Source organism: Streptomyces sp. TS71-3 (assembly GCF_018327685.1).
Lineage (GTDB): Bacteria > Actinomycetota > Actinomycetes > Streptomycetales > Streptomycetaceae > Streptomyces.
In genome coordinates this window covers 1-13,020 of the sequence record NZ_BNEL01000001.1, presented here as the reverse complement: position 1 = coordinate 13,020, position 13,020 = coordinate 1, and the positions used below count along the sequence as shown (strand labels likewise).

Here is a 13,020-nt window from a genome sequence, read left to right as displayed (position 1 = left end):
TTTCTCGATGGAATGGAAGTGCTGGCTTACCTTCGCCCGCACGGAGCGGGACACCTTCGTGTGTGGCCGTCGTGGTCCAGAGCGGCGGTTATGCGTCCATCGTCGAGAAGGCCGCGTGGCGTGGCAGGTCTCCAAGTGACCGGCTGAATCGTCGGTTCTCAATCCTCGCCCCCGCCTTCGTCTCTTCCCTGTTGAGCGAGAACGGCGATGAGCTTGCGCGCAGTCTCAAGATTGACGCGCCCCAACTCCACCAGGTGCATGGGCGGCTCGTTGCTGATACCGACCGGATCAACCCCCAATGACGGCAGGACGATTCCGGCGTCACAAAGTGCTTTCTTGAGTTCGAGAACCATGAGGTGCAAATCCCGCAGACTCACGGCGGGGTTCTCTACCATCTCTGATCTGCTCACGCGGGCACGGCCGCCTTCCGACCTAGTCCTCATCATTCGGAAGCAACCCCGACCCTTGGCAGTCCCCGCAGGCCTGATGCATCAGCACATCGACTTTCCGGGTGACCATCCTCTTCTTCACGTTGCTCCACTCCTGCACTTCTTGTGGCACACGAACAAGCACGGTGCCGCCATCGCAGCCACACTGCTTTTCACTCACGCGCGAACCACCTACCGGAACGGCGGGAGTTGCCACCTCCGCGGGCCAGCAGCAACCGGGACCCGGCCACAGTGATGCGCTTGGCCCTGTCACCCGCTATGGGTTTCGGCCCCAGATGGGAGGCCGCGGGCAGGACGACGCCATAGGTGCCCGGCAACGCCAGCACGTCCAGCAGCCCGGTGAACGCTGCCCGGTCCGCCCCCGTGGAGCTTTCGATGGACACCCCGAACAACGACAACTCGTGCTGACGGCAGTACTCCGCCAACGACTCCTTGAGCGCGGTCTGCCGGGCAACGGAGACATTGATCAACCTCAGGTAGCCGTAGACCACCGGGCCGTTGACCGGACGATGCTCGGTAAGGGGTTCCATGCGTGTGACCGTCCAAGAATTCAGCGGATGGAAGACCAGGGCCACCCTCATGGGGATGTGACCTGTGCCTGAAAGCTTCCTCGCCCAGTCACCGTGACGAAATGACCTGCTGTTGTACTTGCGTTGCACTTCCGTCCCCCCGCGTGGGCCGGCCGTGCTTGCATGGGCTCTCGGAAGGGAGCGACGCGTGGCGACCGTGCACCACTGGACCGGCCTGGAAGCCCGGGCCCTGCGGCTCGCATTGCGGATGAGTGTCCGCGCCTTCGCCGAACACCTCGGCGTCGGCGTCCGCACCATCTCCAAGTGGGAGAAACTGCTCGGCAGTACCGAGCCCCGCCCGGACACCCAAGCAATCTTGGACACAGCCCTCGCCCGCGCGGACGCCGCGGTGCATCTGCGGTTCGAGACCTTCCTGTCCGAGGCCGGGCCGTCGGCAGGATCCGCCCGCCGCATCACCGCCGCCGGTCCCCGGGCCTGGGAGTACGAGTCGTGGACCGACGACCTGGACCGGGTCGTCGCCGCCCTGTCCCGGCAGAACTTCGCCTTCGCCGGCAACCTGCTCGACAGGTGGCTGACCCGCTTCAAGCCACGGGAACTGGACGACAAGGGCCTGTATCTCCTTGCCCGCTCCACCGCCCTCTCAGGCGACCTCAAACGCGATCAGGGGGATGTGGTGGGGCCGCTGTCGGCCCAGCACGCGTACGCCGGAGCCCGCTCGATCTTCACCCAGCTCGACATTCCCCGCCGCGTCGCGCAGCTCGACCTGTCCCTGGCCGTGGTCGCGGAAATGTCCGGGAAGCTGGAGCAGGCGGCCCGCCACTACGAACTCCTGGCCGTCGATGAGCGGCTCGCTCTCCGCGACCGGGCCAGGGCCCGGCTGTGGGTGGGAACCGCGCTGAGCAAGGACGGCAGCCACGACTACGCTGCCCGCGTCATGCTCGCCGCGACCCATGCATTCGAAGACCTGGCCGAACCCGAAGACTGGTCCGTCGCCCACCAGAAGCTCGCCCTCGCCCACCGCGGCGCCGGCGAACTCTCCCAGGCACTGCATTTCATCGACATCGCCCGCAGCACGGCATTCACCGACTCGCCGATGCAACGCGTGCGCCTGGACACCGCCCACGGACACATCCTGCTGTCCGACCCGGCCACCCGGGAGGATGGTCTGAAAGCCCTCGACCAGGCTGCGAAAATGGCCGCCCGACACGGCATGAGCCATCAGCTTCGCAGCGTCGAGAGCATCCGGACCACGACCGCGGTGGCAGGCGGCCCCCGGCGGCGGTGACCAGGAAGAGAAGCGAGTGACGGACAACCAGCAGGCCATCACCGACGACCAGCGCCGGCGCGCCAAGCTGATCTGGGACTATCACCAGATGAGCCACGAGGTGCGGCCGGTCGACGCCGCAATCGGCTTGGGCAGCCACGACCTCGGCGTTCCCGCTTTCTGTGCCGAGCTCTATCGGGCCGGGGTCTTCCCGACCCTGGTCTTCACCGGCGGTCCCAACCCCACCGCCCCGGAGCGGTTCCCCCGTGGCGAGGCGGTGCACTTCCGCGAGCACGCCATCGAACTCGGCGTTCCCGCCGAAGCGATCCTGCTGGAGCCCGAGGCCCGCAACACGGGCCAGAACATCACCCTCTCCCGCGACGTCCTGGCCGCCGCCGGGATCATCCCCGATACCGTGCTGCTGGTCTCCATGCCGTATATGGAGCGACGCGCATTCGCCACCGCCCGCAAGGTGTGGCCCGCGGTCGAGGTGATCTGTGCCTCGGCGCCGCTGGACTTCGACGACTACCTCAAGACGATCGGCGACGAGAAACACGTCGTCGACCAGCTCGTGGGCGATCTCCAGCGCCTTGTCGAATATCCGAAGCTCGACTTCGCCATTGAGCAGAGCGTCCCGCAGGACGTGCATGGCGCGTATGAATCCCTCATCCGCGACGGCTTCACCAGCCGGCTCCTCAGCTCCTGAGCTGCCGCCCGTGAGCAGTGCCGCCGGGAGCACCTGCGGGAGCCAGCCCAGGACCCCCTGCCCGCGGACGTAGGCCAGCGCGCCCCGCCCGTGGGCCGGAGTCTCCCCCCCAGGAGCCGTCAGAACGCCGCCCGCACCGCCCCCACCTCGTGGCCCCCGCCGAGAAGCGGCTCGTGCCCGACGCGGTCCAGTACGTCGTCGTGCACGCCGGCGAGCTCCAGGGCCCGCGCGAGTACGGGGCCGACCGTGCGCAGGGCGCCGTCGTCGACCTTGAAGGCGAGTGCCCGGCCGTCCGGCAGCGCCACCGCCTGCACGGCCTCGGCGCCCACCTTCGCGAGCACGCCCGGTACCGCACGCATCAGCCAGGTGTCGGTGCGGTGCGTGCCGGCGACGTACTCGGGGTGGGCGCGCATGGCGTCGGCGACGCGGCGCTCGGGGCTGCCGGGTTCGGCGAGCACGAAGCCCCGGAAGGCGCGGGCCAGGCCGGTGAGGGTGATCGCCATCACCGGCGCACCGCAGCCGTCGGTGCCGACCGCTGTGACCGGTTCGCCGGCCGCCTCCTCGATCACTGTGCCCACCAGCCGTTGCAGGGGGTGGTCGGGGTCGAGGTACGACGCGGTGGGCCAGCCGGCGGTGACGCAGGCGGCGAGCATCGCGGCGTGCTTGCCCGAGCAGTTCATCGCGACCCGCTCGCGCCGGCCGCCCTCCGCGAGGTAGACCTCCCGCTCCGACTGGTCCAGGGGCAGGTCCGGCGGGCACTGGAGGTCGTCGGGGGTGAGGTGGTACTCGGCCAGCACCTTCGCGACCAGCGCGCGGTGGAAGCCCTCGCCGGAGTGGCTGGCCGCGGCCATCGCCAGCCGCTCGTCCGCGAGCGGGACCCCGGCGCGCAGCACCGCGGCGGCCTGCATCGGCTTGTTCGACGACCGCGGGAACACCGGCACCGCGACCTCGCCGAGCGCCAGCTCCACGCTGCCGTCCGGCGCGAGCAGCACCAGGCTCCCGCGGTGCCGTCCCTCGACGAACCCGGACCGCACCACCTCCGCGAGCACCGGGTGCTGGACATCACCCCCGGCATAGGGACCCGCGGCGGCAGTGACGGCGTTGGCGGCCGGGTCGGGGGAAGGTGCGGCGGAGCCGGAGGGGATCCGGCCGTGGTCGTGGGCAGGGGTGTCGGCCGGGGTCTCGGCGGGCATGGACGGGCCTTCCAGACGAGGACCCGCCGCCGCACGGGCGCCGGATTCGCCGGGAGGCCTCGTTCAGGCGAGCAGGTCGTCTACTTGCGCTTCACCCTCACGGTACCTGCGGGCGATCTCGGCGCTGCATCCGTCCGCCGTGTGCTGCACCTGCTGGCGGCGCCGCGACACCTGCTGCTCGTACCCGACGAGCCGGCCCATGGCCGTGCGCAGCTCGTCGTCGGTGCGGGCGTCAAGGTCGGAGAGCTCGACCTCGGCGAGCATGTCGGCGGCGAGCCGCACGTACTCCTCGCTGTGCGGGGTGCCGAGCGTGACGTGCCGGGCTGACGACCGCTGCCGCGCCGGCTGGTCCGCCAGGATCTCCGGGAGCCGGCCCACCAGTGGCGCCTTGCGCTCCGTCCGCCGCGCCAGCTCCGCACGGAGGATGTCCACGCGCCCCTGCACCAGCCGCCGCACGTAACTCAGGTCGGCCTCCTCGCGCTGGGCCTCGCGGCGCAGCACCCTCAGCTCGGCGAGGTTGAGGGTGCCGAGGTCGGGAAGCGGCAGCGCGGGCCGCTGGGGACCGCCCTGCTCGGCATGGACCGGTCCCGTGCGGGGTCCGCGGGACTGCAGCTTGGGGGTCCGGGTCGAGGACACCGTGCCGGGGGGCCGCCCGGCCCCGGTACCAGCTGTGCACATGCGGCTTGCTCCACTTCGCCTCGCCGGGCTTTCCCGCGCGACCTCATCGTGCCACCACGGATGCGCGCCATGTGACCGAGAAGCCGTGATCCTCCCCGGATGGGGGGCTTGGGGGCCTGCCGGTGGCCCGGATGGGGGGCGTACGGGGCCCGCTCGGGCGGATCCGGGCGGCACGGCATGATGGTGCGCATGCGTGCGGTGGTGCAGAGGGTGGACGGCGCGAGCGTGATCGTCGATGCCGCGGAGGACGCCGGAGGCGCCGGAGACGAGGCCGGCGGGGCGGACGGTGCCGGTGGTGCGCCGGTGACCGTCGGGGAGATCACCGGCGAGGGCCTGTGCGTCCTGGTCGGGGTGACCCACGACGACACCGAGGAGAAGGCCGCGCAACTGGCCAGGAAGCTCTGGACGATCCGGATGCTGCAGGACGAGAAGTCCTGCTCGGACGTGGATGCTCCGCTGCTGGTGGTGAGCCAGTTCACCCTCTACGGAGACGCCAGGAAGGGCCGCCGCCCGACGTGGAACGCCGCGGCCCCCGGCGCGGTGGCAGAGCCCCTGGTGGACGAGGTGGTGGCCCAGCTACGCGCACTGGGCGCGACGGTCGCCACGGGCCGCTTCGGGGCCCGCATGCGGGTCTCCCTGACGAACGACGGCCCGTTCACGGTCCTGCTGGAGCTCTGAGCTCCAGGCCGTGTCCGGCCAGCCCACGGCCGGGCCCTGCCGCCCAGGGCGCGGGCGGCGCTGCGTGCGCCCTGGGGGCACCTCCCACGCCCCTGAGGCGCTGCAGCCAACCCACACACCGCAAGACATCCGGGCGAAGCCCGGAAAAAAAGGGGCGCGGGGAACTGCGCAAAGGGCCCCAGCCCTCCCCCACCCCGCAGCCGAACCGAACCGGACCGAAAGCAAGGTGAGGCCCGAACGGGCCCGGGCGAAGCCCGAAAACCGCACGGCGTGCGACCCCGTACCGCACCGGGCAACCGCACACTACGGCTGAACCACAACCTCCTGCGCCGCCGCCGTCTCTTCCGCGATCAGCCGCGCGTCCAGCGGCACGTTCCGCTTGACCAGCGCGAGCGCGATCGGCCCCAGCTCGTGGTGGCGCGCCGAGGTGGTGACGAAGCCGAGCTTGCGCCCGTCGGGCCCCTCGTCGGCGAGCCGCACCGCCGCACCGTGCGGCGGCAGGTGCACCTCACTGCCGTCGAGGTGCAGGAAGACCAGCCGGCGCGGCGGCTTGCCCAGGTTGTGCACGCGGGCGACCGTCTCCTGCCCGCGGTAGCAGCCCTTCTCCAGGTGGACCGCGTCGCCGATCCAGCCCACCTCGTGGGGGATGGTGCGGTGGTCGGTCTCGAAGCCGAGCCGGGGGCGGTGCGCCTCCACGCGGAGCGCCTCGTAGGCGAGCAGGCCCGCGGCGGGCCCGCCGCGCTCGGCGAACGCGGGCAGGTCGGCACGCGGCAGGAAGACGTCGCGCCCGTGAGCCGTCTCCCGGACGACCGCCCCGGCGGGCGCCTCAGCGATCGAGCCGGCGGGCAGGTGCACGACGGCGAACTCCTCCGTCCGGTCGGCCACCTCCACCCGGTAGAAGAACTTCATCGACTCCAGGTAGCCGAGCAGTGCGGCCTGGGTGTCGGGCTCGACGTGCATCCATACGGTGGAGCCGTCGTCGACCAGGTACAGCGCGTGCTCGATGTGGCCGTGCGCCGAGAGGATCAGCGCCTCGGTCGCCCGGCCCGTCGGCAGGTCGCTGACGTGCTGGGTGAGCAGCAGGTGCAGCCAGCTCAGCCGGTCGGCGCCGCTGACGGCGAGCACGCCGCGGTGCGAGAGGTCGACGAAACCGGAACCGTCGGCGAGTGCGCGCTGCTCGCGGAACAGATCGCCGTAGTGGGCGGCGACGCCTTCGTCCACGCCCTCGGCGGGGACGGCGCCTGACAGGGACAGCAGGGGGCTCTTCATATCCACACAGCCTACGACCGTGTGCTCACCGCTTTTTATTTCCGCGCCCGGTTCGGCGCCCGCTTCCGCATCCGCTTCCGCTTCCGCGCCTGCTTCCGGCGACCCGTCCACGTACCGTGCGCGTACCGTCCGCGTCTAGTCGCGTGCCGCCACGGCCCCGGACCGGGCCTTCGCGGCGTCCGACCGGGCTTCCGCGGCCCCCGGCCGCGCCTCGGAGGCCGTGCACTTCGCGCACCTGCCGAAGATCGCGAAGTGCTTCATGTCGGTGTCGAAGCCGAACTTCTCGCGCAGCTTCGCCGTGAACTCGCCCGCGATCTCCACATCGGCCTCGGTGACCTCGTCGCAGTCACGGCAGACGAGGTGGATGTGGTGGTGGCGGTCGGCGAGATGGTAGCTGGGCGCGCCGTGCCCGAGGTGCGCGTGGCTGACGAGACCCAGCTCCTCCAGCAGCTCCAGCGTGCGGTAGACGGTCGAGATGTTGACGCCGGAGGCGGTCTTGCGCACCTCGCACAGGATGTCGTCAGGTGTGGCGTGCTCCAGCGTGTCGACGGCCTGGAGCACCAGCTGACGCTGCGGCGTCAGCCGGTACCCGCGCTGCCGCAGATCGCTGGTCCAGTCGGTGCTCACCATCTGGTCAGTGTAGGCGGCCACGGATCGGATCACGGGGTCCGCGGCGGAACCCCCCGGCCCCGGACGAGGGCCCCCTCCTCGGTGACCCGCTCAGCGACCCCGCCACCCTCACTTGAAGAACGTGATCCCGTCGTCCGGCAGGTCCCCCAGGTCCTTCGCCCAGGAGGCCACCTCCTCGGGGCTCACGACCTTCTTGAGCTGGGCGGACATGTAGGGCCGCAGCGGTACCTCGGGGGTCTGCTTCTCGCCGACCCACATCAGGTCGCCCTTCACGTAGCCGTACAGGCGCTTGCCGCCGCTGTACGGGCCGGAGGCGGCGGTGCGGGCGACGGCGTCGGTGGCCAGGTCGATCTGGGGCTTCCTGTCGGCCAGCTCGCCGTACCAGACCTCGGCCACGCCGCCGTCGCGGACCATGACGGCCTCGACCTTCCGCTCGCCGTCGACGCGCCAGAAGCCGGACTCCGACTCCAGCGGCCTGACCTTCTTGCCGTCGGCGTCGAGCACCCAGGTGTGCGAGTGGTACTCCAGGAAGTCCCGCCCGTCGTGGGTGAAGGTGACTTCCTGGCCGAAGTTGCACTTCTCGGCGCCCGGGAAGTCCGAGACGCCGGCCCCGGCCCAGGAGCCGAGGAGGAAGGCGAGGGGGACGAGGTCCTTGTGCAGGTCGGACGGAATCTCGATCATCGGGTGCTCAGTCGGTCTCTCTGTGGGACGGCTTCGCGGCCGCGGATCGGGGCGGCCGCGGGGACATGCGCGGGACGCGGCCACCGCCACGCCCGGCCACCGCACCGACCGCGCGGCGTGAGCGGGCCCGCCCTCTCGCGGACGGGCTCAGCGCTGGCCTCCGTACAGCTTGCTCAGGGCCAGCCAGGCGAACGCCACGACGGCGACGCCGACCAGCGCCAGCAGGGCCTCGAAGAGTGCCTCTAGCACGACGGTCCTCCGCGGTCGGAAATGGCGGTACGGACGGCACGGGGGCCGTGCCCCAGCTTAGTCCGCCGTGCTCGCGCGCATACGATGCGGCCATGGCGAAGAACCTGGTGATCAAGGTGACAGCGGGGTCGGACGCGGCGGAGCGCTGCTCGCAGGCGTTCACGGTGGCCGCGGTCGCCGCGGCCAGTGGGGTGAGCGTGTCCCTCTGGCTCACCGGCGAGGCGGCGTGGTTCGCGCTGCCGGGCCGCGCCGCGGAGTTCGAGCTGCCGCACGCCGCACCGCTGCCCGAGCTGATCGAGGGCATCCAGGCGGCCGGCCGCATCACGCTGTGCACCCAGTGCGCGGCGCGCCGTGGCATCTCCGAGGACGACGTGCTGCCGGGGGTGCGGATCGCCGGGTCGCAGGTCTTCGTCCAGGAGGCGCTGGCGGAGGACACCCAGGCCCTCGTCTACTGAGCCGCGGCGTTCCGGAACGTGAACGGGCGTGAGGCACGGCGTTCCGCAAACGCGAGCCGGTACTGGCACGGCGTCGGGGAACGTGAGCCGGAGCGGTCGAGCGGGCCGTGGGCCCGCGGGCCGTGCGCCGTCCCGTTCGCGGAGCGCTCAGCGGCGTTTCCTGCTCCTGCCGTCCAGCTCGTCCCACCACTCGTCGGACTTGGGGTCCCCGGACGGTTCGTCCTCGTCCCACCAGCGGTCCCCGGGGCCTCGGCGGTTGGCGACGATCGCGGCCATCGGGGGGATCACCATCGCCACGACGCACATGCCGACGGCGGCGGGGATGGACCAGATGCGCACCACCCCCCACGCCAGGACGAACAGCGTGATGCAGATGCCCATCATGACGAAGTATGCGTGGCGCCTGCGGGCGTACATACCTCAAGAGTAGGCCGCACGGGCGAATCCATGCCTGTTCCGTGCGCTGTTTTCGACCGGCCCGGCCGGGGCCGCCGTGTGCGCTGCCCGCCCGGCCCGCGGACCAGCGCATCGGCGCATCGGCGCATCGGCGCATCAAGGCATCGAACGGCGGAGGGCCGCACCCCTGGCGCCGGTCGCCCGGCACCGGTGGTGCGGCCCTCCATCCGTCGTGACGGGCCGGGACCCGTGCGAACCCCGGCCCGGCGGTGCGACCCGTCAGACGGCGATCGCGACCTCCGCGAGGCCGCCCGTCCGCGCGACGACCGTGCGGTCCGCGGTCGCGCCCGGGACCAGCGCGCGCACGGTCCACGTGCCCTCGCGGGCGTAGAAGCGGAACTGGCCGGTGGCCGAGGTGGGCACCTCCGCGGTGAACTCGCCGGTGGCGTCCAGCAACCGGACGTATCCGGTGACGGGCTCGCCGTCGCGGGTCACCTGACCCTGGATGGTGGTCTCACCGGTCTTGGCCGTCGCGGCGTCGGGGCCGCCGGCCTTGGCTCCACACATTCGTCAGTCCTTTGCGTCGAGTACATCGAGGGTGGGTGGAACGGGATGGAACGAAGTGCCCTGCGCCACTCCGACCGCCTACCGGTCGGGTGCGCCGCACTGACTGCTGTGCGGAACGGCCGGCCGCATACCGGTGGCGCGCACCGCCTACCGGTGGTGCGCGCCGCTCACTCGCCGGCGCCGAGCTCGATCGGCACACCCACCAGGGAGCCGTACTCGGTCCAGGAGCCGTCGTAGTTCTTGACGTTGGTCACGCCGAGCAGCTCGTGCAGCACGAACCACGTCAGCGCGGAACGCTCGCCGATGCGGCAGTAGGCGATGGTGTCCTTGGCGAGGTCGACCCGCTCCTCGGCGTACAGCTCGGTGAGCTCGTCGTCCGACTTGAAGGTGCCGTCGTCGTTGGCGTTCTTCGACCACGGGATGTTCCGGGCGCTCGGCACGTGGCCGGGGCGCTGGGACTGCTCCTGCGGGAGGTGCGCCGGGGCGAGCAGCCTGCCGGCGAACTCGTCGGGCGAGCGCACGTCGACCAGGTTCTGGGCGCCGATCGCGGCGACCACGTCGTCGCGGAAGGCGCGGATGGAGGTGTCCTGGGCCTTGGCCTTGTACTGGGTGGCGGGGCGGGCGGGCACCTCGGAGCCGTCGACCAGGTCGCGGGAGTCCAGCTCCCACTTCTTGCGGCCGCCGTCCAGCAGCTTGACGCTGTCGTGGCCGTACAGCTTGAAGTACCAGTAGGCGTACGCCGCGAACCAGTTGTTGTTGCCGCCGTAGAGCACCACGGTGTCGTCGTTCGCGATACCGCGCTCGGAGAGCAGCTTCTCGAAGCCGTCCTGGTCGACGAAGTCACGTCGGACCGGGTCCTGGAGGTCCGTCTTCCAGTCGATCTTGACGGCGTTCTTGATGTGGTTCTTGTCGTACGCCGAGGTGTCCTCGTCGACCTCGACGACGACGACCTTGGGGTTGTCGAGGTTCTCCTCGACCCAGTCGGCGTCCACCAGGACGTCACTGCGGCTCATGCTCTCTCCTCCGGGGCAGTTGCGGCGGGATGGTGCTGCTTGGTGTGGTGCACCGGGTGCTGCGCCGAGGCGCCTGGGTCGGTGCCCTCCGGCGCGTCGGGCCGTGCTTCTGGACGGTCACGCGGGGTGTCGCCGGACACCCGGCGGGGACGGGGCGGGGCCGGGCCGCGGTGGCGCTCCGGTGGCCGCGGGCACGCGCGACGCTGCGGTGCGCCGCCCAGCGGCTTCGGAACGGGCCGCGACGGAACCGGAGGCCCGCTCGGGCGCCCGCTCAGGCGCTGCGACAGAGCATGGCGGCCACACGGCACAGGTCGACTGCCCGCCGTTTCGTCAGGTCCGCCTGCCCCCGGGAACGGGGACCGCTCACATAGCACCGCATAGGGCGATCGTAGGGATGCATCGGCAGACATGTCACCGCTTGCTCACATTCTGAGACGCGATCGTCCACCATTTGGTCCTACGGCAGGATGCGGACGACCGCGCCAGGACCGGCGCCCATCCGTGCGGCTGTCCGGGGGTCGTGGGGTGGGGTGACGACCGGCGTCTCTCCTACTGTACGGACGACTCGTCTCGCACTGCGGACGCCGACGGGCGCTTCGGGGCCGGTGGGCGCCTCGGGACCGGCGGCGCCTCGGGACCGGCTCCCGCCTGTGGTCGTCCACCGCGGTTCGGCCGGAATCGGAACCACCCCCGGGCAGTGCTCAGCGTGGCCGGCTCAGCGTGCTCAGCGCGGCTGGGTCCTACCCCGGCGTGGCCGGTTCTACCCAAGGGGTGGCCGGGTTCCAGCCGGCGAATCCCTAGCCGGCGAGCCTGACGTGCGAGCCCTTGACGGTGATGTGGACGCCGTCCGGCGCCGCCTCCACCGTGTCGATCTTGATGCCGGCGGGCAGGCCCGTGATCGCCTGCTCGAAGTCGGTGATCTGCCGTGCGCGGCTCTCGGGGGCCGACAGGCTGCCGAACGAGGGCAGGGTGTCCGCGTGCACCTTCACCACGTCGCCGTCGACGCGCATGGTGCTCGTGACGGTGATCGGGTCGGGCAGCTTGTGGCCGAGCAGGGTCGCCTCGACGGTGACCTTCAGCTTTCCGCCCCCGCCGTCGGAGAGCCGGATGACCTTGGCCTTCGCGCCGGGCGCCACCTCCACGGGCTCGACCTGCGCGGCCTTGAGCAGCTCGTCGTAGGAGATCCGCGCGGAGCCGGTTGCCGAGTCCGCGGTCGCGGAGGAGGGGTCGCTCAGGGAGAACGAGACGCCCTGCATCCGGGCGTCCAGGTCCTGGATGTTCACGGTGCCCGGGTTCTTGCCCGTGCTGCCGCCCCCGCCGACGACCCCGTCGGTGGACGCCGCGTAGTTCGCGATCTTGATGTCGACGTCGTCGAGCTTGCCGGCGGCGACCTGCGTCAGGAACGGGAAGCCGCCGATCGAGACGTCCGGCTGCTCGGAGAGGTTCTCGCTGCTGCGCAGCTGGTCGCCGACCTTGCCCTCGGCGAAGTGCACGCCGAGCCGGTCCACGGCCGTGAAGAGGCCGCCGAGGACCACCACAAGGATCAGAAGTATTCGCAGTGCGCGCATGCCCGGAGTCTCCCCCCGCCTCGACGGTCGCCCGCCGCGTCACACCCGAGGACGTCCCGGGCCTGGACGGGAGCCTAACCCGGCTCAGCGGCGGTGCGGATGTGACTCAGCTGACGCACGGGCTGCGCGAGGTGACGCCTTCGGCTCCCACCAGGGGCGCGGGGAACTGCGCGCTCAGCCCTGACCGGCGGAAAGCCGGGACAGAAACCGCAAGGGGCCCGACCGGGCTCCGTCAGGGGCGCGAGGAACTGCGCAAACACCCCCACCGGCAGAAAGCCGGCACACAAACGGAAAGGGGCTCGACCAGACCCGATCAGGGGCGCGGGGAACTGCGCAAACACCCCCACCGGCAGAAAGCCGGGACAGAAACCGCAAGCGACCCGACCGAGCCCCGTCAGGGGCGCGGGGAACTGCGCAAACACCCCCTCACGGACAGCCGGAACACAACCCGCGCGGCGTGAAGCCCCCCGGCCGGGAGGCCACCATCGGCCGGGGGCAACCAACGGAGGGGCTGACCGAGGCGTCAGCCGAGCACGCGTCAGCCGAGCACGCGCCCCAGGATGTACACCGCCGGAGCCGCCGCGGTCAGCGGCAGCGCCACGCCCGCCGTCATGTGGACGAAGCGCGACGGATAGTCGTAGCTGGCGACACGGTGCCCGATCAGCGCACAGACCCCCGCACCAAGGCCGAGCAC

Annotated in this window: 16 protein-coding genes; 4 read left to right on the top strand and 12 right to left on the bottom strand. The window is 71.3% G+C overall.

Translation table 11 applies throughout. The features are described 5' to 3' along the window. Nucleotides 1–158: 158 nt before the first annotated feature. Nucleotides 159–353 carry a hypothetical protein gene (locus Sm713_RS00075; protein ID WP_212907664.1) on the bottom strand — a complete coding sequence of 65 codons (195 nt, stop codon included), beginning with the start codon at nucleotides 351–353 and terminating at the stop codon, nucleotides 159–161. A gap of 248 nt (nucleotides 354–601) precedes the next feature. Next, nucleotides 602–979, bottom strand: a complete 378-nt coding sequence (locus tag Sm713_RS00070; protein WP_212907662.1) for a hypothetical protein — start codon at nucleotides 977–979, stop codon at nucleotides 602–604. 187 nt (nucleotides 980–1,166) lie between these two features. Between Sm713_RS00070 and Sm713_RS00065 the strand changes: the two genes are divergently transcribed. Both Sm713_RS00065 and Sm713_RS00060 read left to right on the top strand, forming a co-directional pair. Beyond that, a complete protein-coding gene (locus Sm713_RS00065) occupies nucleotides 1,167–2,264 on the top strand; it encodes a DNA-binding transcriptional regulator (RefSeq protein WP_212907660.1) in 1,098 nt (365 codons plus the stop codon). A gap of 16 nt (nucleotides 2,265–2,280) precedes the next feature. Continuing rightward, nucleotides 2,281–2,949 (top strand): YdcF family protein, encoded by a 669-nt coding sequence (locus Sm713_RS00060; protein WP_212907659.1) that lies wholly within the window; start codon nucleotides 2,281–2,283, stop codon nucleotides 2,947–2,949. Between the two features lie 119 nt (nucleotides 2,950–3,068). Here Sm713_RS00060 and Sm713_RS00055 read toward each other — a convergent pair whose 3' ends face one another. After that, a complete protein-coding gene (locus tag Sm713_RS00055; protein ID WP_212907657.1) occupies nucleotides 3,069–4,142 on the bottom strand; it encodes an asparaginase in 1,074 nt (357 codons plus the stop codon). Nucleotides 4,143–4,205: 63 nt separating this feature from the next. Next, on the bottom strand, nucleotides 4,206–4,820 hold the full coding sequence (locus Sm713_RS00050) for a hypothetical protein (RefSeq protein WP_249416009.1): 615 nt from the start codon (nucleotides 4,818–4,820) through the stop codon (nucleotides 4,206–4,208). Nucleotides 4,821–5,009: 189 nt separating this feature from the next. Here Sm713_RS00050 and dtd point away from each other — a divergent pair, with 189 nt between their 5' ends. Further along, a complete protein-coding gene (gene dtd, locus Sm713_RS00045) occupies nucleotides 5,010–5,498 on the top strand; it encodes a D-aminoacyl-tRNA deacylase (RefSeq protein ID WP_212907654.1) in 489 nt (162 codons plus the stop codon). 303 nt (nucleotides 5,499–5,801) lie between these two features. On the opposite strand, the gene Sm713_RS00040 is transcribed toward dtd, so the two are convergent. From Sm713_RS00040 to Sm713_RS00030, 3 genes are all read right to left on the bottom strand, one after another. Continuing rightward, nucleotides 5,802–6,767: a folate-binding protein YgfZ gene (locus Sm713_RS00040; protein ID WP_212907652.1), complete on the bottom strand. Its 966-nt coding sequence runs from the start codon at nucleotides 6,765–6,767 to the stop codon at nucleotides 5,802–5,804. Nucleotides 6,768–6,902: 135 nt separating this feature from the next. Continuing rightward, nucleotides 6,903–7,397, bottom strand: coding sequence for a Fur family transcriptional regulator (locus tag Sm713_RS00035; protein ID WP_212907649.1), 495 nt, complete (start codon nucleotides 7,395–7,397; stop codon nucleotides 6,903–6,905). A 108-nt stretch (nucleotides 7,398–7,505) separates the two neighbouring features. Then, nucleotides 7,506–8,078, bottom strand: a complete 573-nt coding sequence (locus Sm713_RS00030) for an FABP family protein (RefSeq protein WP_212907647.1) — start codon at nucleotides 8,076–8,078, stop codon at nucleotides 7,506–7,508. Between the two features lie 341 nt (nucleotides 8,079–8,419). On the opposite strand from Sm713_RS00030, the gene Sm713_RS00025 reads away from it, so the two are divergent. After that, on the top strand, nucleotides 8,420–8,782 hold the full coding sequence (locus Sm713_RS00025) for a DsrE family protein (RefSeq protein WP_212907645.1): 363 nt from the start codon (nucleotides 8,420–8,422) through the stop codon (nucleotides 8,780–8,782). A gap of 147 nt (nucleotides 8,783–8,929) precedes the next feature. Here Sm713_RS00025 and Sm713_RS00020 read toward each other — a convergent pair whose 3' ends face one another. The 5 genes from Sm713_RS00020 to Sm713_RS00005 form a co-directional block, all read right to left on the bottom strand. After that, nucleotides 8,930–9,199, bottom strand: coding sequence for a DUF3099 domain-containing protein (locus tag Sm713_RS00020; protein WP_212907643.1), 270 nt, complete (start codon nucleotides 9,197–9,199; stop codon nucleotides 8,930–8,932). A gap of 258 nt (nucleotides 9,200–9,457) precedes the next feature. Then, a complete protein-coding gene (locus tag Sm713_RS00015; protein ID WP_212907642.1) occupies nucleotides 9,458–9,745 on the bottom strand; it encodes a DUF1416 domain-containing protein in 288 nt (95 codons plus the stop codon). A gap of 167 nt (nucleotides 9,746–9,912) precedes the next feature. Further along, entirely contained in the window at nucleotides 9,913–10,758 is an 846-nt protein-coding gene (locus tag Sm713_RS00010) for a sulfurtransferase (protein WP_212907641.1), read from the bottom strand. Between the two features lie 271 nt (nucleotides 10,759–11,029). Then, nucleotides 11,030–11,137 (bottom strand): putative leader peptide, encoded by a 108-nt coding sequence (locus tag Sm713_RS41565; RefSeq protein ID WP_374195940.1) that lies wholly within the window; start codon nucleotides 11,135–11,137, stop codon nucleotides 11,030–11,032. 418 nt (nucleotides 11,138–11,555) lie between these two features. Continuing rightward, nucleotides 11,556–12,326, bottom strand: coding sequence for a DUF2993 domain-containing protein (locus Sm713_RS00005; RefSeq protein WP_212907639.1), 771 nt, complete (start codon nucleotides 12,324–12,326; stop codon nucleotides 11,556–11,558). Nucleotides 12,327–13,020 lie beyond the last annotated feature (694 nt).

Bases quoted from the DNA above. Each gene is read 5' to 3' on its own strand.
- Sm713_RS00015 (WP_212907642.1), bottom strand. From the start codon at position 9,745: ATGTGTGGAGCCAAGGCCGGCGGCCCCGACGCCGCGACGGCCAAGACC.
- Sm713_RS41565 (WP_374195940.1), bottom strand. From the start codon at position 11,137: ATGCGGTGCTATGTGAGCGGTCCCCGTTCCCGGGGGCAGGCGGACCTG.
- Sm713_RS00025 (WP_212907645.1), top strand. From the start codon at position 8,420: ATGGCGAAGAACCTGGTGATCAAGGTGACAGCGGGGTCGGACGCGGCG.
- Sm713_RS00005 (WP_212907639.1), bottom strand. From the start codon at position 12,326: ATGCGCGCACTGCGAATACTTCTGATCCTTGTGGTGGTCCTCGGCGGC.
- dtd (WP_212907654.1), top strand. From the start codon at position 5,010: ATGCGTGCGGTGGTGCAGAGGGTGGACGGCGCGAGCGTGATCGTCGAT.
- Sm713_RS00070 (WP_212907662.1), bottom strand. From the start codon at position 979: ATGGAACCCCTTACCGAGCATCGTCCGGTCAACGGCCCGGTGGTCTAC.
- Sm713_RS00040 (WP_212907652.1), bottom strand. From the start codon at position 6,767: ATGAAGAGCCCCCTGCTGTCCCTGTCAGGCGCCGTCCCCGCCGAGGGC.
- Sm713_RS00075 (WP_212907664.1), bottom strand. From the start codon at position 353: ATGGTTCTCGAACTCAAGAAAGCACTTTGTGACGCCGGAATCGTCCTG.
- Sm713_RS00020 (WP_212907643.1), bottom strand. From the start codon at position 9,199: ATGTACGCCCGCAGGCGCCACGCATACTTCGTCATGATGGGCATCTGC.
- Sm713_RS00035 (WP_212907649.1), bottom strand. From the start codon at position 7,397: ATGGTGAGCACCGACTGGACCAGCGATCTGCGGCAGCGCGGGTACCGG.
- Sm713_RS00050 (WP_249416009.1), bottom strand. From the start codon at position 4,820: ATGTGCACAGCTGGTACCGGGGCCGGGCGGCCCCCCGGCACGGTGTCC.
- Sm713_RS00030 (WP_212907647.1), bottom strand. From the start codon at position 8,078: ATGATCGAGATTCCGTCCGACCTGCACAAGGACCTCGTCCCCCTCGCC.
- Sm713_RS00010 (WP_212907641.1), bottom strand. From the start codon at position 10,758: ATGAGCCGCAGTGACGTCCTGGTGGACGCCGACTGGGTCGAGGAGAAC.
- Sm713_RS00055 (WP_212907657.1), bottom strand. From the start codon at position 4,142: ATGCCCGCCGAGACCCCGGCCGACACCCCTGCCCACGACCACGGCCGG.